General features: G+C 31.8%; 22 protein-coding genes. 10 read left to right on the top strand and 12 right to left on the bottom strand.

Annotated elements, in window-relative coordinates; genetic code table 11:
* The first annotated feature begins 191 nt into the window (after window positions 1-191).
* Window positions 192-602, top strand: coding sequence for a DUF4293 domain-containing protein (locus tag Q0822_RS01450; protein ID WP_299119204.1), 411 nt, complete (start codon window positions 192-194; stop codon window positions 600-602).
* A 63-nt stretch (window positions 603-665) separates the two neighbouring features.
* On the opposite strand, the gene Q0822_RS01445 is transcribed toward Q0822_RS01450, so the two are convergent.
* Window positions 666-1,160 carry a metallophosphoesterase family protein gene (locus tag Q0822_RS01445; protein ID WP_299119202.1) on the bottom strand — a complete coding sequence of 165 codons (495 nt, stop codon included), beginning with the start codon at window positions 1,158-1,160 and terminating at the stop codon, window positions 666-668.
* Between the two features lie 73 nt (window positions 1,161-1,233).
* Between Q0822_RS01445 and truA the strand changes: the two genes are divergently transcribed.
* Window positions 1,234-2,004 carry a tRNA pseudouridine(38-40) synthase TruA gene (truA, locus tag Q0822_RS01440; protein WP_299119199.1) on the top strand — a complete coding sequence of 257 codons (771 nt, stop codon included), beginning with the start codon at window positions 1,234-1,236 and terminating at the stop codon, window positions 2,002-2,004.
* A 1-nt stretch (window position 2,005) separates the two neighbouring features.
* Complete coding sequence (locus Q0822_RS01435; protein ID WP_299119197.1) at window positions 2,006-3,775, top strand: ABC transporter ATP-binding protein; 1,770 nt, start codon at window positions 2,006-2,008, stop codon at window positions 3,773-3,775.
* Between the two features lie 4 nt (window positions 3,776-3,779).
* Here the strand turns inward: Q0822_RS01435 and Q0822_RS01430 are convergent, their stop codons facing one another.
* Genes Q0822_RS01430 through folP form a run of 5 tightly spaced genes read right to left on the bottom strand, consistent with a single transcriptional unit; the run spans window position 3,780 to window position 7,647 of the window.
* The gene (locus Q0822_RS01430) at window positions 3,780-4,565 is read right to left on the bottom strand and encodes a DUF3667 domain-containing protein (RefSeq protein ID WP_299119195.1); all 786 of its coding nucleotides are present in this window, start codon (window positions 4,563-4,565) and stop codon (window positions 3,780-3,782) included.
* Window positions 4,562-5,350, bottom strand: coding sequence for a DUF3667 domain-containing protein (locus Q0822_RS01425; RefSeq protein WP_299119193.1), 789 nt, complete (start codon window positions 5,348-5,350; stop codon window positions 4,562-4,564). Before Q0822_RS01425 ends, Q0822_RS01430 begins: the two co-directional genes overlap by 4 nt.
* Window positions 5,350-6,132, bottom strand: coding sequence for a diadenylate cyclase CdaA (cdaA, locus tag Q0822_RS01420; protein WP_299119191.1), 783 nt, complete (start codon window positions 6,130-6,132; stop codon window positions 5,350-5,352). The genes Q0822_RS01425 and cdaA overlap by 1 nt, the downstream gene beginning before the upstream one ends.
* Before the next feature lie 33 nt (window positions 6,133-6,165).
* The gene (locus Q0822_RS01415) at window positions 6,166-6,819 is read right to left on the bottom strand and encodes a hypothetical protein (protein WP_299119189.1); all 654 of its coding nucleotides are present in this window, start codon (window positions 6,817-6,819) and stop codon (window positions 6,166-6,168) included.
* Complete coding sequence (folP, locus tag Q0822_RS01410) at window positions 6,820-7,647, bottom strand: dihydropteroate synthase (RefSeq protein ID WP_299119186.1); 828 nt, start codon at window positions 7,645-7,647, stop codon at window positions 6,820-6,822.
* A 96-nt stretch (window positions 7,648-7,743) separates the two neighbouring features.
* Between folP and Q0822_RS01405 the strand changes: the two genes are divergently transcribed.
* The 7 genes from Q0822_RS01405 to Q0822_RS01375 all read left to right on the top strand — a co-directional run bounded on the left by Q0822_RS01405 (window position 7,744) and on the right by Q0822_RS01375 (window position 14,034).
* The gene (locus Q0822_RS01405; RefSeq protein ID WP_299119183.1) at window positions 7,744-8,286 is read left to right on the top strand and encodes a DUF1599 domain-containing protein; all 543 of its coding nucleotides are present in this window, start codon (window positions 7,744-7,746) and stop codon (window positions 8,284-8,286) included.
* A 40-nt stretch (window positions 8,287-8,326) separates the two neighbouring features.
* The gene (locus tag Q0822_RS01400; protein ID WP_299119180.1) at window positions 8,327-9,421 is read left to right on the top strand and encodes a BT_3928 family protein; all 1,095 of its coding nucleotides are present in this window, start codon (window positions 8,327-8,329) and stop codon (window positions 9,419-9,421) included.
* 1 nt (window position 9,422) lies between these two features.
* On the top strand, window positions 9,423-10,496 hold the full coding sequence (locus Q0822_RS01395; RefSeq protein WP_299119177.1) for an ABC transporter permease: 1,074 nt from the start codon (window positions 9,423-9,425) through the stop codon (window positions 10,494-10,496).
* 84 nt (window positions 10,497-10,580) lie between these two features.
* Window positions 10,581-11,330: a triose-phosphate isomerase gene (gene tpiA, locus Q0822_RS01390; RefSeq protein ID WP_299119175.1), complete on the top strand. Its 750-nt coding sequence runs from the start codon at window positions 10,581-10,583 to the stop codon at window positions 11,328-11,330.
* A 2-nt stretch (window positions 11,331-11,332) separates the two neighbouring features.
* A complete protein-coding gene (gene prmA / locus Q0822_RS01385; protein ID WP_299119172.1) occupies window positions 11,333-12,172 on the top strand; it encodes a 50S ribosomal protein L11 methyltransferase in 840 nt (279 codons plus the stop codon).
* Between the two features lie 243 nt (window positions 12,173-12,415).
* A complete protein-coding gene (locus tag Q0822_RS01380) occupies window positions 12,416-13,450 on the top strand; it encodes a M57 family metalloprotease (RefSeq protein WP_299119170.1) in 1,035 nt (344 codons plus the stop codon).
* 311 nt (window positions 13,451-13,761) lie between these two features.
* Window positions 13,762-14,034: an ATP-dependent Clp protease adaptor ClpS gene (locus tag Q0822_RS01375; protein WP_299119168.1), complete on the top strand. Its 273-nt coding sequence runs from the start codon at window positions 13,762-13,764 to the stop codon at window positions 14,032-14,034.
* A gap of 53 nt (window positions 14,035-14,087) precedes the next feature.
* Here Q0822_RS01375 and Q0822_RS01370 read toward each other — a convergent pair whose 3' ends face one another.
* From Q0822_RS01370 to Q0822_RS01345, 6 genes are all read right to left on the bottom strand, one after another.
* Entirely contained in the window at window positions 14,088-14,357 is a 270-nt protein-coding gene (locus Q0822_RS01370; protein WP_299119165.1) for a heavy metal-associated domain-containing protein, read from the bottom strand.
* Between the two features lie 3 nt (window positions 14,358-14,360).
* Window positions 14,361-14,555, bottom strand: coding sequence for a DUF2892 domain-containing protein (locus Q0822_RS01365; protein ID WP_299119161.1), 195 nt, complete (start codon window positions 14,553-14,555; stop codon window positions 14,361-14,363).
* Window positions 14,556-14,578: 23 nt separating this feature from the next.
* The gene (locus Q0822_RS01360; protein WP_299119159.1) at window positions 14,579-15,985 is read right to left on the bottom strand and encodes an MBL fold metallo-hydrolase; all 1,407 of its coding nucleotides are present in this window, start codon (window positions 15,983-15,985) and stop codon (window positions 14,579-14,581) included.
* A gap of 70 nt (window positions 15,986-16,055) precedes the next feature.
* Window positions 16,056-16,856 carry a sulfite exporter TauE/SafE family protein gene (locus Q0822_RS01355; protein ID WP_299119158.1) on the bottom strand — a complete coding sequence of 267 codons (801 nt, stop codon included), beginning with the start codon at window positions 16,854-16,856 and terminating at the stop codon, window positions 16,056-16,058.
* Window positions 16,857-17,273 (bottom strand): DUF6691 family protein, encoded by a 417-nt coding sequence (locus tag Q0822_RS01350; protein ID WP_299119157.1) that lies wholly within the window; start codon window positions 17,271-17,273, stop codon window positions 16,857-16,859.
* Window positions 17,274-17,275: 2 nt separating this feature from the next.
* The gene (locus Q0822_RS01345; protein WP_299119155.1) at window positions 17,276-17,833 is read right to left on the bottom strand and encodes a YeeE/YedE thiosulfate transporter family protein; all 558 of its coding nucleotides are present in this window, start codon (window positions 17,831-17,833) and stop codon (window positions 17,276-17,278) included.
* Window positions 17,834-17,871 lie beyond the last annotated feature (38 nt).

Genomic DNA, 17,871 nt, shown 5'->3' with positions numbered 1-17,871 from the left:
TTTGATATTATTAATTCAATATTTTCTAAATGATTTAAAAAGAGAAAAAGTGAAATTAATCTGGAAGATTAGAATGATGCAACTCAGTGTGTTACTTCTTTCTATTGCAATAATACAATATTATTTTAAAACAATTTCTATCTTTTTAAAAAATAAACTACTAATTTTGCATTGCTTTTTTAATATATGACATGATTCAACGCATTCAAACACTATATTTACTTTTAGCTGTTGGTATTTCAGCAGGTTTAATTTTTGTGTTTCATTTGTGGACTAACACTGAAGGTGCTGAAGTATTTGCTTTAGATAACTATACTTATTTGGGTTTATTTTTAGGATCAGCTTTATTATCTTTAATTTCAATTTTTAGTTTTAAAAATAGAAAGTCTCAGTTTGTTTTGGGACGACTTAATATAATATTAAACTTTATTTTACTAGGAATCTTTGTTTATCAATCTCTAAATGTATCTGGAGAAACTAACGTTTCTGAGAAAGGTATTGGGATTCTTCTTCCTATTTTTTCTATTGTGTGTTTAGTTTTGGCTAACAAGGCTATTAAAAAGGATGAAGATCTTGTAAAATCTGTAGATCGATTACGATGAACCTAAAATCTTAGTAGTATTAGTGAGAAAAACCCAGACACTGCCGTCTGGGTTTTTTATTTTTTATCGTTTTTCAAATTCTATAATTTCCAAATCTTTAATCTTCTTTCCATCAATCTTAAAACGTAACATGGTTCTTTTTTTATGAAAGCCATGTTTGCCTACAGCACCGGGATTCATGTGTAATAAATCCAATTTTTTATCGGGTATTACTTTGAGTATATGTGAGTGTCCTGTGATAAAAATATCTGGTGGATTAGATTGTAATGCCTCTCTTACTTTATTATTATATTTTGGAGGATAACCACCAATATGTGTTATCCAGACATCAACGTCTTCGCACTTAAATCTATTGTGAAGTGGAAATTCTGTTCTAGCTTTGGCATCATCAATATTACCATAAACAGCTTTCAAAGGTTTTAAAACCTTTATCTTATCAGTAACGTCGAGATTTCCAATATCACCAGCATGCCATACTTGGTCTGCTAGCTTTACATATTTCAGTATAGCATCATCTATATAGCTATGTGTATCGGATAAAAGAAGGATTTTTTGCATTAAGATAATATTGTGATTATAACTCGTAATTCTGTTTATCTTTGTAGCTTCTGAGCAAAAATAGTCTATTCTTTTGAGATATTTTCTAGAGTTTTCATACAATGGTAAAGCATATCATGGTTGGCAAAATCAGCCAAATGCTATTACTGTGCAAGAGGTTATAGAAAAAGCTTTGACAACAATTCTTAAAAGTAAAATTTCTACAATGGGAGCGGGTAGAACGGATGCAGGAGTACATGCCTCACAAATGTTTGCTCATTTTGATTTTGAAGGAGATATTGAAGCGAAGGATTTAGTATATAAGCTAAATTCTTTTTTACCTAAAGATATTGCTGCTACAGATATATTTAAAGTAAAACCAGATGCACATGCTAGATTTGATGCGTTAAGTAGAACATATAACTATAAGATTTCGACAACAAAAAATGTTTTTGATTATGATTTTACTTATGAGGTTCAATTGTCTTTGAATATTGAAAAAATGAATGAAGCATGTAAAATATTATTGAAGTATAAAGATTTTCAATGCTTTTCTAAAAGCAATACAGATGTAAAAACGTATAATTGTGATATAAAAGAAGCGTTTTGGGCTCATAAGTCTAATCAGCTAATATTTAAGATTACAGCAGATCGCTTTTTAAGAAATATGGTAAGAGCTATTGTTGGTACCATGATAAATATTGGTTTAGGAAAGCTCAAATCTGAAGATTTACATAATATTATTGCTTCAAAAGATAGAAGCGAAGCAGGATTTTCAGTTCCAGCACATGGATTGTATTTGGTGGAAATAGTTTATCCAGATCATATAAAGTTAAATAAAGATACTGAATCAAGTTCAGCATAAAATGGCAGAAGAAAATAAGAAAAAAATATTTGACGTATCGCTATTTAAGCGCCTATTACAGTACATAAAACCTTATCGTACAGTTTTCGTAATTTCGTTATTCTGTGTCGTCGGATTAGCCGTTTTTGGTGCATTGAGACCTTATGTACTTCAACAGGCTATCGATACTCAGATTGCTGAAAAGAAGTACAACGGATTTGTTTTTTATATTGTCGTAATGCTTGCATTACTTGCAGTTGAAGTGATTTGTCAATTACTATTTATCTATTATGCAAGTTGGTTAGGGCAGTCGGTTGTTAGAGATATTAGAGTGAAGTTGTTTAAGCATATGCTTAAGTTTAGAATGGCTTATTTCGACAAATCTTCGGTCGGTGTATTAATTACCAGAGCCGTTACTGATATGGAACGTATTGCAGATATATTTGGTCAAGGCCTTTTTATGATCTTTAGTGATATATTAAAAATGGTTGTGGTTGCAGGATTTATGATGTACATGAATTGGAAGTTAACGCTCATTGTACTTATAACAATGCCAATTATTCTTTTTGCTACCAAGATTTTTCAAAAGTATATGAAGAAAGCTTTTGAAGATGTAAGGACTGAGGTATCTAACCTTAATTCGTTTGTGCAAGAACGTGTTACTGGTATGAAAATTTTGCAATTATTCACAAGAGAAGAGACCGAGTATAAAAAATTTAAAGCAATTAACGAGCGTCATAAAAAAGGATGGTTAAAAACCGTTTGGTATAATTCTATTTTCTTTCCAATCGCAGAATTTGTATCGTCATTAACTTTAGGAGCGGTAATTTGGATTGGAGGCTTGAATACGGTTGTTGGTCAGACAGCATCACTGGGAGATTTAATTGCATTTACCATGTTTATTCCAATGTTGTTTAGACCATTATACCAAATAGCCAATAAGTTTAATACGCTACAAATGGGAATGGTTGCTGCAGATCGTGTATTTAAAGTTTTAGATACTGATTCTAATATTGATGATGTTGGTATCATTGAAGCTAATCATTTTAAAGGTAATATTGAGTTTGAAAACGTGAGGTTTTCTTATGTAAAAGACGAGGAAGTTTTAAAAGGGATCTCGCTTAATGTTGAAGCTGGAGAAACTGTTGCTATTGTGGGTGCAACAGGAGCTGGAAAATCTACTATTATAAATCTTTTGAATCGTTTTTACGAAATCAATTCAGGATCAATTAAAGTAGATGGTACAGATATAAAAGATATGACCTTAAGTTCGTTGCGAAATCAAATCGCTGTTGTGCTTCAAGATGTCTTTTTGTTTGCAGACACTATTTTAAACAATATTACCCTCAATAATGAGTACATTACTGAAGAAGATGTTGTTACAGCTGCAAAAGCTATTGGTATTCATGATTTTATTTCAACACTTCCTGGTGGTTATCATTATAACGTTAAAGAGAGAGGTGTAATGTTATCTTCTGGTCAGCGACAGTTAATTTCGTTTTTAAGAGCTTATGTAACCAATCCTAGTATTTTAATTTTAGACGAAGCAACGTCTTCTGTAGATTCTTATTCAGAACAATTAATACAAGATGCAACAGACACCATTACTAAAGGTAGAACATCTATAGTTATTGCGCATCGATTAGCAACCATACAACAAGCCGATAAAATTATTGTTATGGATGCTGGTGAAATTGTTGAAATTGGTACGCATAAATCACTTCTCAAAAAAGAAAATGGCTACTACAAAAACCTTTATGAAGTTCAATTTTTGAAAGCTGAAGCAATTTAAGATATTACTTTTTAGGTCTGAAATCTTCAAGATTAATAGCACCAGTCATCATCATTATAGCAAATACTATGACTGAAATAGCCATATAAGCAACAAAGAATAGTACTAACGCTATGAACGTTTTCAGGATTAAATTACCGAATGATAGTTTAAATATACGTTTTAAAATATAACAATGATATAAAAGCATTAGTGGCCAACTAAAAATTCCAAATAGGAAATAACTATTTGGAGATAAGAATAATACTATTTGACCTATTAAAACCATTATTATACTCAATAGAGACATTGAATACAGGTAAATAATTATATGTTCAGTAATGTTATATTTTTTGTCTAAAAACACAACCCAAGATATAAAAGCAAATAGCGGAACTAAAAACGAATAAAATAATGAATTGTATTCCAAAGTATTATTGAATGTCCCACTGAACACATCCTGTGACATATTAATACCTTCAAATAAAGTTGAAAAATCTAAATGTTGAATATAGAATTTCTTCAATATAAAAATAGAAAGCCCAGATAATGTTAATGCTAAACCAAAGAAACTTATAGGATTTATATACTTTTTTCTAACACCATTGATGTAACCATTAATAACGTCTTCTGGCTGTTTAAAGAGTTGTACGAATGTTCGTAGCAGTTTATTGTCATAATTGAAAAAGGTTTCGCTTAAATGTTCAAAGAGATTTTTGAAGCTTAAGCGTTTTCTAATTACTTTACCTCCGCAACTTTTGCAGTAATCGTCATGTTCTTCAAGTTCGGTATGGCAGTTTTTGCAATTCATTTAAATACTTTCATGTAAAATATTACAGCTATTATTGCAATAAGCATCATTACAAAGACAATTGCCAAGTAACAAAATATTGAATATAGAAACCTTAAGAAAATGGTAGAAATTTTGAGTTCATAAATTCTGTAAAAAACAAAACTAAAATAACCAACGTAACTAATGCTTGCGAGAATTAAAAGAGTCGAAATGTTTATATTTAGAGCGGAAAAAATCAGGTACAAGAAGACAGAATAAATAATATATTGCGCTGTAACATACATGTTAATTACCATATGTTCAGTAAAGTTGTGAACGCGTTCTTTTAGAAATACTATCCATGAAATTAAGGCACTTATCGGTAAGCCGAGCAAGTAAACTAAACTCATGTACTCATTCATTGCTATAGATAATTTCTGTAGTGCTTCTATAGCTTCAGGAGGATAATATTTTGCTAACTGCTTATCTATTTCTGATGACGATTCTGGAACAAAATATTCTGGGTTAATAGAATTAATAATAAAGTATTGTAGTCCCAAAAGTGTTATAGAGATTGCGAGGTACTGAACAACATTAATGTACTTCTTTCGTGTACCATGAATATAGCCATCAATTACTAATTCAGGTTTTGTAAACAGATTAATAAAGGTTTTTAAAAATTTATTATCAATTGAAATAAATTCTTGGTTCAATTGAGCAGCAAGAACCTTAGGAGTCAGACGATTTTGTATAATTTTCGCGCCACAATCATCGCAAAACCTTTGTGTTTCTTTTAGTGATTTATGACAGTTTTTACAGTCCACTAGCCTAAATCCTTTTTAATCTTTTCTGTAAGTTCATCAGTATCTTTAAACATCACAAATTCACCATTTTTTAAATAGGAAATTTGCCCAGTTTCTTCACTCACACAAAGGGCTAAAGCATCTGTTTTTTCTGTAATGCCAACAGCAGCCCTATGTCTTAAACCAAAACGCTCTGGTATATTTTTTTCATTATTAACAGGAAGAATGACACGTGTGGCTTTTACAACGTTTTTATCAATAATGATAGCTCCATCATGTAATGGACTATTTTTAAAAAATATACTTTCTATAATAGGCTGAGAGACTAAGATATTCATTTCGTCACCTGTATTGGTAAGGAAATCTAAGTTGTTATTACGTTCAATAACGATTAATGCTCCAGTTTTGGTCGCTCCCATTTTATTACAAGCATTAATAATGGCATCAACATCTGTAGAGGTTTGGTCATCATTTTTGAGGAACTTAAAATTTTTAAATATCCCTTTTTTTCCACCAATATTTGTTGAACCAACAAGTAATAAAAATTTTCTAATTTCTGGCTGAAAGACTACGATTAAAGCGATAATACCAACCTTCATAAACCCATCAAAAATGCTATAAAGCATATGCATTTCGAGGTAATATGTTAAGCGCCAAGCAAAATAAATAATAAGAATACCAATAAAAATATTTATAGCAACAGTTCCTTTTACAAGTTTGTAGATATAATAAAGAAGTATAGCAACTAGGAAGACATCTATAAAATCTATAAATCTAAAATCCCAAAGTTGTAAGTTTTCCAAAGGTTAGTCTTTTTGCTAATTTAATAATTAAAGTTAATAAATGAATTCGTTATTTGAGATTCTATCGTGAAAGGGTGCTAAGGTGTTTTTTAACGTAATATATTCCTGAAAGGTAAGATTTTCATTTATGCTAAGAGTCAGAGTAGTATCATTTTTGTAATTCTTGCGAATTATCTCTAGGACATGACTAATATTTTCTTTAGACAATACTATATTTAGATCAAATGAAGTTGAAAAAGTGATATTTGACAAGTTTTCTACCATCATAACAATTGAAGTTTCATCATTAGGTACTTCTTGATTTTTGTAGTTATAATAAGTATCCGTAAACTCAATAAATCCTAAATTCTGAATACTAGTATCATTACAAGAAAAGTAGTTTTTAGCATTTTCATTCTTATGCATTTCAGCATTTCGCTTCTTATCCTGTAAAAATTTAATACGCGGAATGGCTTGTCTTAAAGTCAAACGCTTATCTACATTGACTAACCAATTGGTTGTAATAATTAGATTTTTTCTATTTAATAATGTGGAATCTGGTTGTGTTTCATCATAGAAAATATAGGCTGGTGAGACGTCTAAAACTTCAGTGACTTGGGCATTTTCAATTTCTGGTAGTTGTAATACGCGTTCATTATTACAGCTAAAGCACAATAGAACTATTAAGAAATATATAAAACGTATCATTTAATTTGAATTCAATTTATTAAAAAGTGTAACACATTCCATAGCTTCTTTCACATCATGGACACGTAAAATTTTTGCACCTTTTTGCAAGGCAATCATGTGCAAAGCAGTAGTTCCGTTGAGCGCATTCTTAGAAGTGGTATTTAAGGCTTTATAAATCATAGATTTTCTAGAAATACCTGCAAGTAAAGGTTTATCGAGCATTTTTAATAATTCCAGATGGTTTAAAAGTTCATAATTCTGCTCTAGTGTTTTTGCAAAACCAAATCCAGGATCTATAATTATATCATTAATTTTTTCTGCATGGGCAATGGAAATACGTTCAGCAAAATAAGAGATTACTTCTTTTACCAAATTTTTATAATCCGTTTGCTGTTGCATGGTTTTAGGATTACCCTTCATGTGCATCATAATATATGGTACACCTAATTTACCAACAATTGCTAACATGTTATCATCAAGTTTACCAGCTGAAATATCATTGATTAGAGCAGCACCTGTTTCAACACTTTGTTTTGCAATTTCGCTTCTAAACGTATCAACAGAAATTAAGGCTTTAGGAAAATGTTTCATAATAAGTTTTACGACAGGTACAACGCGACTTAACTCTTCATCTTCAGAAACAAAATCCGCACCAGGACGAGAACTATAGCCACCGATATCTATAAACGAAGCACCATTACTAATCATGGTTTCCACCTGATTTAGTATTTGAGATTCATCTTTGTGTTTTCCTCCATCAAAGAAGGAATCCGGTGTTACATTGATAATTCCCATCACTTTTGGTGATGACATATCGATAAGTTGTCCTTTGCAATTAATCGTCATATAACTTGTAATTAATACCTTAATAAAACTTTAAACCTCAAACTTTGAACTTCTAATTTATTTATGCGAAATTTACGCAAATTTTAACGGAACTAAATGCAAGATACTTCAAAACAATACGATGCGGTAGTTACTAAATGTAGAACACTTTTTGTAAACAAAATGAGTGATTATGGCAGTGCATGGCGGATTTTAAGGTTACCATCTTTAACTGATCAAATTTTTATTAAAGCACAGCGCATACGAAGTTTGCAGCAAAATTCTGTTAGAAAGGTAGATGAAGGCGAGGTGAGTGAATTTATTGGTATCATAAATTATTGCGTTATGGCTTTAATTCAGTTAGAGAAGGGTGTTGTTGAACAGCCAGATATGGACACTAAAGAAGCAACTAAACTATATGATGAAAAAGTAACTTTAACTAAGCAATTGATGCTAGATAAAAACCATGATTATGGTGAAGCATGGAGAGATATGCGAGTAAGTTCATTGACGGATTTAATTCTTCAGAAATTGTTGAGAGTAAAGCAGATTGAAGATAACGCAGGAAAAACCATAGTTAGTGAGGGTATTGATGCCAATTATCAAGACATGATTAATTATGCAATTTTTGCTATGATTCATCTTGGTGAAAGTAAATAAAATTAGATTTCTGCCTTCGCAGGAACTATAGAGATAAGACATGAAAGCACTAGTACATATAAGCAGAATATTCGTAGGAATCCTTTTCATTATTTCTGGTTTTATAAAATTGAATGATCCACTCGGATTTTCATACAAACTCCAAGAATATTTTGGTTCAGATGTTTTAAACATCGAATTTTTAATTCCTTATGCGCTAGGAATTTCAGTAATAGTTGTAGTCTTTGAGGTTGTTTTGGGTGTGTTCTTGTTGATAGGATATAAGCCAAAATTCACAATATGGAGTTTACTACTTATGATTGTATTCTTCACGTTTCTAACATTTTATTCGGCGTATTTCGATAAAGTAAAAGACTGTGGATGTTTTGGTGATGCTCTTAAATTGACTCCTTGGGAAAGTTTCACGAAGGATATGATTCTGTTAGTTTTGATTTTAATTTTATTTATTGGTATAAAACACATTAAACCAATCTTTTCACAATTACCTACAGCTATAATTGCTTTATTAAGTTTTATTATTTCACTTTGGTTTGGATATCATGTATTGATGCATTTGCCATCTATAGACTTTAGAGCTTATGCTATTGGAAAGAATATTCAAGAACAAATGGCAACGCCAGAGGATGCCCAAAAACCAATTTTAGAATACACATGGACATTTAATGTTAAAGGAGAGGATCAGGAATTTGTAACCAATGGAAGCTATCCTAAAGTTGATGGTGAGTATGTTGGTGTAGAAACAAAAACCATTGATGAAGGCTACATTCCTCCAATTCAAGATTTTTCTATTGAGTCTGATGATGAAGATTTAACAACACAGTTTTTAGAAAAAGATAAGCTTCTAATTGTTGCAATGTATAGTATAAATAAAGGAGAAAGCGATGGAGTTATAAAGTTAAAATCATTTACAGATAAAGCTATAAAAGCAGGTTATACGGTTATTGGGTTGACATCTTCTGGTCCTGAAGATAAAGAAAGGTTAAAACAAGATTATAAGCTTAATTTTGACTTTTATCTCTGTGATGAAAAAGTCATTAAAACCATTGTGCGCGCTAATCCTGGAATTGTAATTTTAAATCGAGGAACTGTGATGCAAAAAGCCCACTGGAATGATATTGATGATATAGAATTATAATTTGTTTAGATATCTCGTAAATAAGCTGCTCTATGCCTTTATCACCTTACTTGGTGTCATCACAGTTATATTCTTTTTATTCAATAAACTTGGAGATCCGGCAAAAATGATGCTTGGACAAAATCAAACAGCTGAGCAGGTCAAAGCTGTAAAGCAGAAATATGGTTTTGATAAGCCAATCGGAACGCAGTTTTTATATTACTTAAATGACCTATCGCCAATTTCGTTTCATTCAAACACATCAAAGGATTACACATATTTAAGTACAAGTAAATATTCTGCTACAAAATTGTTTAGTACAGAAAATACGACTACAGTTGTTAAGTTCCCTTATTTAAGAGAGTCTTTTACAAAGCAAGGCAAAAAAGTAACTGAAATTATTGGTGAAACCATACCAAACACCTTTGTTTTAGCTGTTTCTGCAATTATCATTGCAATTATTCTGGGTATTGTATTCGGAATTACTTCTGCACTATATAAAGATACCTGGATAGATAAAACGATTCAAATATTAAGTACGTTTGGTATGAGTGTGCCTTCTTTTTTTAGTGCTATTTTATTTGCATGGCTATTTGGATTTGTATTGCACAAATACACCAATTTAGAAATGACAGGTAGTTTATACGAGCTTGATGATTTTGGTGAAAAGATGACCATTAAGTGGAAGAACTTAATTCTACCTGCAATTGTTTTAGGTATAAGACCATTAGCAGTAGTGATTCAATTAATGCGAAACTCATTACTAGAAGTAATGAATCAGGATTATATTAGAACAGCAAGAGCAAAAGGTTTAAGTGAATTTCAAGTTATAAAAAATCATGCTGTTAAAAACGCATTAAATCCTGTTGTAACTGCTATTTCAGGATGGTTTGCCTCGATGTTAGCAGGGGCAGTTTTTGTAGAATACATTTTTGGTTGGAATGGTTTAGGCAAAGAAATCGTTAATTCTTTAAACACCTTAGACTTACCCGTAATAATGGGAGCCGTTTTAGTAATTGCTATTGTTTTTATTACGATTAATATCCTCGTAGATATTATTTATGCTTGGTTAGATCCACGTGTTAAGCTGTCTTAATAATTACATTACATTTATCTACGAGCTTTCTTCTTTATTGTTTTATTTTTGTAATGTTAATTAAGAATTCAATCGATACACATTATGAGAAAAAATATAGTAGCCGGAAACTGGAAAATGAACAACGACTTAGCGCAAACAGAAACGCTGATATCAGAATTGAAAAGTCAGGCTAAAACTTCAGACGCAGAGGTAATGATTGCACCAACCTTTACAAATTTATGGCATGCTTTTCAGTCTTTAAGGCAAGAGGATATTGAAGTCGTTGCTCAAAACATGCACTTCGCAGAAAATGGAGCCTACACAGGCGAAGTTAGTGCTAGTATGTTGAAAAGCATAGGAATTAAAACTGTGATTCTTGGGCATAGCGAACGCAGAGCTTATTTTAATGAAACTGATGAATTACTTGCCAAAAAAGTAGATGCCGCATTAGCAAATGACATGCGAGTTATTTTTTGTTTTGGAGAAGAACTAGCGGATAGAAAAGCAGGAAATGAAGAAGCTGTTGTTGAAAGTCAGATCAAAAACGCATTGTTTCATTTAGGTGTAGATGCATTCAAAAATATTGTATTAGCTTATGAACCAGTTTGGGCAATTGGGACTGGTGAAACTGCAAGCCCAGAGCAAGCCCAGGATATGCATGCCTTTATCAGAAAAACATTAAATAACAAATATGGTAATCAAGTATCAGACGATATGACCATCCTTTATGGAGGAAGTGTAAAACCAGTAAACGCTAAAGAGATATTTGGTAAGCCAGATGTTGATGGTGGATTAATTGGTGGCGCATCATTAAAAGCAGAAGATTTCTTTGCTATTGTTAATGCATTTTAGAAATGCATAATACATCATATATAGCTTACAATTTTAGTGTAGAACCACTGCAACCTGGAACTGAAATCTTAATTGCGGAATTGGGTTATGTAGGTTTTGAAAGTTTTGTTGAAAGTGAAGAAGGAGTTGAGGCTTACATCCAAAAAGAAGAATGGAAAGAAGATATTTTAGAAGATATACAAATTCTTAGTTCTGATGAATTTGAGATCTCATATATATTTAGTGAGATAGAACAGACCAATTGGAATGAAGAATGGGAAAAGAACTTTAATCCCATTGTGGTTGATGATTTGGTAAGTGTACGAGCACCATTTCATGACAAGCCAGATACTAAATACGATTTAATTATTGAGCCAAAAATGAGTTTTGGTACAGGACATCATGAAACTACACATATGATGATTCAGCATATTCTAAAAAATGACTTTATAGGCAAATCAGTTTTGGATATGGGTTGTGGTACAGGTGTTTTGGCAATTTTAGCGGAGAAGGTTGGTGCGGCAAAAATAGATGCCATAGACATTGACAATTGGTGTTATCTTAATAGTTTAGAAAATGTTGAGCGCAATAATTGTAAATTAGTTTCTGTTTTTGAAGGGGATAGTTCAATTCTGAAAAATCAAAAATATGATATCATTATTGCTAATATTAATAGAAATATACTCATAGCAGATATACCTGTCTATTCAAACCATTTAAATAAGAACGGTACACTATTTTTGAGTGGTTTTTATGAAGAAGATTTAGAAATTATAAGTTCTAAATGTGCCGATAATCAATTGGTTTTTATTGATAAAATTCTAAAAAACAGATGGCTAGCTGTAAAGTTCATTGTTGATTAATTTTCATTTTTTATTCAACAATACTGAATAATTCATAATTAATTATGATAATTTAACATAATTAATTAAATATTTACGGTTTTTCCGCAATTCAAACTTATTTATTCAATGTATATTTGATACAAATAATATTATTTAATTGTAGATTTTTTAGGTGAGCTATATCTTATAGTTTGCTCCAATTTTTTACGCCCTTGTTTACGTAAGCGATTTAAACAAATCATTAATTTAACACATTTAAAAATGAAAGTAACAATTAAATATTGGGCATTTGCCTTATCTGTATTTGCACTTATATTCACAGCTTGTGAAAAGGAAAACGTTGAAGATGAAATTGCAAATTTTGAGGAGGATGTCACTATAAACATGAACCAGTTAGGGAACAGAGTCCTAGTAACTGATACCGATTTATTAAATTCAATAAAAACTTTAGATATTGATGTAGGTTTGGTTTCTAAAGGCGATTTCCATTTGCCAGATGGTTCGGTCGAAGAACGAATTTATATAGGAAGTGATATTGTCTTCACTCAAAAAGAATTGGATAAGCTCATTGAGGCTAGTGCCATTGGTACAAAACAATACAGAACCTTCAATCTAGTGACAGGTAATAACCAAACCATAAACATTTTGGGTTATACAGGTGGTAGTCAAGCATTATCTAATAAAGCACGTACAGCTTTAACTAGAGCAGTTGCTAACTATAATAACATTAACAATATGACTTTACAGTTTAATCTAACGTTTGGAACTAATTACCAAGCAGCAGATATGGTTGTATATGACAATTCAGTTAATAATCCTGGAGGTACAGGAGGAGTTGCAGGTTTCCCTAATTCTAGTGGGCAACCAAATAAATTTGTTCAGATATATGGTATAGAGCAATTTTCAACTAATGTAAATGAACATGTTATTACGCATGAAATAGGTCACTCAATTGGTTTCCGACATTCAGATTGGTTCGATCGTTTAAGCTGTCCATCATCTGCTCAAGGAAATGAAGGAAGTGGGGCTGATGGCGCAGTGCATATATCTGGGACACCTACAGGCAGAGATTTATCATCTGTAATGCAAGCGTGTTTCTCTACAAGTGTAAGTGGAAACTTTAACGGTAATGACGTTACGGCTTTATTGGCTATGTATCCAGCTAGCACAAGTCCTTGTGACGGCGTTTCAGAGTGGCAAAGTGGTGTAAGTTATCCTATTGGTTCTCGTGTCACTTATTTTGGTAATTTATATGAACGTGTAAGTGGAGGTTGGACTTTTCTAGGTTCTTGTTAAGACATACGCATTATTAGAAAACAAATCTTTTTTCTAATAAATTAATTTATAATGGGCTGTTTAAATTTATTTAGACAGCCCATTTATTTTTACCCATTTTTGATACCACCAAGTATGAGGCTGATATATGAAAATGAATTCCTACTAATTAATTCAAAATTTGATAAACAGATGTTAAAATTGACGATATCTATACAAAAAGAGCAAAGGGTTACGTTAAAATTTTTAAATTAGTAGAGCTTTTTCAAGATAACCTTATTAATTTTGATAAAGTGAAGTATTAACCGAGATTCCTCAAATCCGTTAAAACGATGACAAAAGAAAAACATTCCGAAGAGTTACTTCTTGACGAAGAAGTACTAAAGCAAAATGAAATTGTGTTATTTAATGACGATGTCAATACATTCGATCACGTTATTGATACGTTAATTTATGCATGTGACCATGTGCCAGAACAAGCAGAGCAATGTGCATTATTAGTACATTATAAAGGAAAGTGTACAGTAAAAACAGGTTCTTATGATGATTTAGAACCAAGATGTTCCAAGCTTTTACAGGCAGGTCTTAGTGCTGAGATAGTTTAATGCATTAAATTATAACTCAGTTTCAGAAGTTTAAGAATCTAGTACTAGATAATTTATTTCGTAATTCTTCCTACTGCACAACTCACAAAAGACTTTGCTTTTTTAGAAAATGAATTTACTTGATCTGTTATAGGGTAACCTAACTCTGATAATTTCTTTTTTGCCAATTCAAATTGTGTTGCTGTATGATAATCAAAACTGACTTCATCACTTTCATTATTAACAACAACTTCAGAGATACCATTTAACTTCGATAATTTAGTTACTATGGTATTAGCACAACCATGACATTTTAAATTCTGTATTTGAATAGTAGTTTGCACAAATTATCCTTTTATTTTACAAGTACTAATTCCAAAAATTCTGTAAAGTGGGCAGAAATTTATAAGGCTTGTAATTAACAAAATAATGGCAACAGCCATTAATACATAAGCTAATGTTCCTTCAATAACATCAAAATAATATAATAAAGCTACTGCCGCAGCGATAAGGATACGAACACCTTTGTCTAAATTACTCATGTTTTTTTTCATAATGTTTGAATTTATAAAGTTGATGGACAAACAAAATCTGTTGTCGGCATATCTGTCTTTTTAATGGCTCCAAAGCCGCCAGCAATATCTATGAGTTTATCAAAACCTCTAGCTTTTAAAATTGAAGCAGCAATAACAGAACGATAACCGCCTGCACAATGAACGTAGTAGGTCTTATCTTTATCTAATTCATTCATTTTGTCATTAATAAAACCTAATGATAGATGCTGAGCTTCTTCTAAATGAGACGATGTATATTCACCATCCTTACGAACATCTAAAATATTAATGTTAGATGTTTTGGCTTTTTCAGCAAATTCTTCAGCAGAAATAGATTTTAAAGTTTCTATTTCTTTACCAGCAGAAACCCATGCAGTAATTCCATCTTCGAGATAACCAAGTGTGTTATCATAACCTACACGAGAGAGACGTGTTACGGCTTCAGCCGATTTTCCTTCAGGAACAACTAAAACTATGGGTTGTTTTATATCAGTGATTAATGCTCCTACCCAAGGTGCAAAATCACCATTTAAACCAATGAAAATAGAATTTGGAATATGACCTTTTACATATTCAGATTGTGGTCTAACGTCTAAAACCAATGCTGACTCATGATTTGCCAAAGCTTCAAATTCTTCCGGATTTAAAGGAATATTACCGGTCTTTAAAACAGTATCAAATGCATCATAACCCATTTTATTCATCATTGCATTTTTTGCAAAATACTGTGGAGGTGGTGTAATACCATCTAACACTTCTTTTACAAATTCAGCTTTTGTCATATCTGCACGTAAGGCGTAATTTGTTTTTTTCTGCTCACCTAAAACACCAATGGTTTCTTTACTTAGATTTTTTCCACAAGCAGAACCTGCACCATGAGCAGGATAAACAATAACATCATCTGCTAAAGGCATGATCTTATTACGAAGTGAATCGAATAACATTGCAGCTAAGTCCTCCTTAGTTAGATCTGATTTAATCGCTAAATCAGGTCTTCCTACATCACCTAAAAAGAGCGTGTCACCAGAAAAAATAGCATGATCTTTTCCGTTTTCATCAATTAATAGATATGTGACAGATTCTAGTGTATGGCCTGGAGTATGTAATACTTTGATTGTTACCTTTCCAAGTTTTAATTCCTCTCCATCCGTCGCAGAATGGATATCGTACTCTGTAGAAGCACCAGGTCCAAAAACGATTGTCGCACCAGTTTTATTTGCTAAATCCACATGACCAGAAACAAAATCAGCATGGAAATGAGTTTCTAGAATATATTTTATATTAGAATTGTTAGCTTCAGCTTTATCGATGTATTGTTGGATTTCCCTAAGAGGATCAATAATAGCAACTTCACCTTCAGATTCTATATAATAAGCACCCTGTGCTAAACAGCCTGTATATAATTGTTCAATTTTCATTCTTAGTTCATTTATATTGCAAATTTACAAAACTTCATTTTTTGAAATGTGATATTTGTCACTTAGTGTATTAAAACAGTTCTCTATACACAATGTAAATAGCCATTACAATAGTAAAGTAGCCAAATCCTTTTTTTAGTTTTTTTCCAGTAATAAATTTAGACAAATAACTACCAATTAGAATTCCTATAATCGAAATACCAGTGAAAGTTAAAAGGAATATCCAATTAATATCAATATTAGATAAATCACCAAGGAAACCAAATAATGAATTTACAGCAATTACAAAGAGTGACGTGCCTATTGCTTTTTTCATTGGTAAATTTCCTAATAAAACTAGTGTAGGAATAATTAGAAATCCGCCACCAGCTCCAACAATACCAGAAAAAACACCAATTATTGTAGCTTGAAACGCAATTACAGGATAATTGTGTTTTAAGTCTTGTTTTTCTGTTGGTGATACATTTTTTCTGCCTACAATCATAGAATAACTTGCAAAAAGCATTACAATAGCAAAGAATATCATAATGAAGATATTATTTGTAACTTCAAAATCGTTGATACTAAAAACGACATCAGGAATTATTGGAACAAAAAAGCGTCTAGTAAGATAAACAACAATAAACGCTGGAATTGCAAATACAATTGCCGTTTTTACATCAACGAGGCCTTTTCTATAATTTTGAAAAGCTCCAAACACTGAGGTAATACCAACTACAAATAAAGAATATGCTGTGGCAACAATTGGGTTTAATCCGATGAGATAAACCATAATTGGTACTGTTAAAATTGAACCACCTCCACCTATTAGACCTAATACAAGTCCAACAACTAATGCGCCAATATATCCTAATATTTCAATGAGTTCCATTTAATGAGGTAGCTTATCTTTTAGTAATCCATATACAAAAGTGCCAAACAATGCAGCAATTATTACTATAATAATGGAGAATGCTCCTGTACCAATTAAAATGTACATTGGCCCAGGACATGCGCCTGCCAATGCCCAACCTAATCCGAAAATTGTACCTCCAATGATATAACGTGTAAAGCCACGATCTTTTAAAGGTACTCTTATGAATGAACCTTCTGTGTTTTTTATTTTTCTAAGTTTAGAAATTAATAATAGAATAATACCTGTACCGACTGCAGTTCCTATGATTCCATACATGTGAAAAGATTGAAATTTGAACATTTCAAAAATACGATACCATGAAACTGCTTCAGATTTTACTAAGACTATTCCGAAGAAAATACCAACAATTAAGAATCTAATATACTTTCCCATAATTAAAATAGTATTGGATAAATAAGGTGAATCATGATTAAGCCTCCTAAAAAGAAACCAATGACAGCAATAAGTGACGGCAACTGTAAACTGCTCAATCCTGTAATAGCATGCCCAGAAGTGCATCCTCCTGCATAGCGTGTGCCAAAACCTACAAGAAATCCACCAATAACAAGTATGAGTATACCTTTAATACTAAAAACTGCATCCCAACTAAATAATTCTGGTGGTAAAAGACTTTGCCCAGCATCATTAAAACCAAGAGCTGCTAAATCTTCAATTGTAGCCTTGTTGAGGTCTATATTTGTAGGGTTTGATAAAAATTGATGTGCAATAAAACCACCAATGAGAGCTCCAAAGACAACTACAAGGTTCCATCGTTGACTTTTCCAGTCAAAATTAAAGAACTCTGCACGTTTACCTGCTCCACCTATAGCGCATAACGTTCTTAAGTTTGATGACATACCAAAAGTTCTTCCTAAGTAGAGTAGAAGGAACATAACTAATGCAATGAGTGGACCTGAAACATACCAAGGCCATGGTTGTAAAATGTATTCCATAGGTTTAATTTGATGCAAAAATAGAGTACTGAAGTTGA

This window comes from uncultured Winogradskyella sp. (assembly GCF_947496485.1).
Lineage (GTDB): Bacteria > Bacteroidota > Bacteroidia > Flavobacteriales > Flavobacteriaceae > Winogradskyella.
This window is presented reverse-complemented; position numbering and strand designations above follow the sequence as displayed.

Coding starts and splice junctions, on each gene's coding strand:
- Q0822_RS01435 (WP_299119197.1), top strand. CDS start 2,006: ATGGCAGAAGAAAATAAGAAAAAAATATTTGACGTATCGCTATTTAAG.
- Q0822_RS01375 (WP_299119168.1), top strand. CDS start 13,762: ATGACAAAAGAAAAACATTCCGAAGAGTTACTTCTTGACGAAGAAGTA.
- Q0822_RS01380 (WP_299119170.1), top strand. CDS start 12,416: ATGAAAGTAACAATTAAATATTGGGCATTTGCCTTATCTGTATTTGCA.
- Q0822_RS01405 (WP_299119183.1), top strand. CDS start 7,744: ATGCAAGATACTTCAAAACAATACGATGCGGTAGTTACTAAATGTAGA.
- Q0822_RS01350 (WP_299119157.1), bottom strand. CDS start 17,273: ATGGGAAAGTATATTAGATTCTTAATTGTTGGTATTTTCTTCGGAATA.
- Q0822_RS01400 (WP_299119180.1), top strand. CDS start 8,327: ATGAAAGCACTAGTACATATAAGCAGAATATTCGTAGGAATCCTTTTC.
- Q0822_RS01365 (WP_299119161.1), bottom strand. CDS start 14,555: ATGAGTAATTTAGACAAAGGTGTTCGTATCCTTATCGCTGCGGCAGTA.
- Q0822_RS01445 (WP_299119202.1), bottom strand. CDS start 1,160: ATGCAAAAAATCCTTCTTTTATCCGATACACATAGCTATATAGATGAT.
- Q0822_RS01345 (WP_299119155.1), bottom strand. CDS start 17,833: ATGGAATACATTTTACAACCATGGCCTTGGTATGTTTCAGGTCCACTC.
- Q0822_RS01415 (WP_299119189.1), bottom strand. CDS start 6,819: ATGATACGTTTTATATATTTCTTAATAGTTCTATTGTGCTTTAGCTGT.
- tpiA (WP_299119175.1), top strand. CDS start 10,581: ATGAGAAAAAATATAGTAGCCGGAAACTGGAAAATGAACAACGACTTA.
- Q0822_RS01430 (WP_299119195.1), bottom strand. CDS start 4,565: ATGAATTGCAAAAACTGCCATACCGAACTTGAAGAACATGACGATTAC.
- Q0822_RS01450 (WP_299119204.1), top strand. CDS start 192: ATGATTCAACGCATTCAAACACTATATTTACTTTTAGCTGTTGGTATT.
- prmA (WP_299119172.1), top strand. CDS start 11,333: ATGCATAATACATCATATATAGCTTACAATTTTAGTGTAGAACCACTG.
- folP (WP_299119186.1), bottom strand. CDS start 7,647: ATGACGATTAATTGCAAAGGACAACTTATCGATATGTCATCACCAAAA.
- Q0822_RS01355 (WP_299119158.1), bottom strand. CDS start 16,856: ATGGAACTCATTGAAATATTAGGATATATTGGCGCATTAGTTGTTGGA.
- Q0822_RS01360 (WP_299119159.1), bottom strand. CDS start 15,985: ATGAAAATTGAACAATTATATACAGGCTGTTTAGCACAGGGTGCTTAT.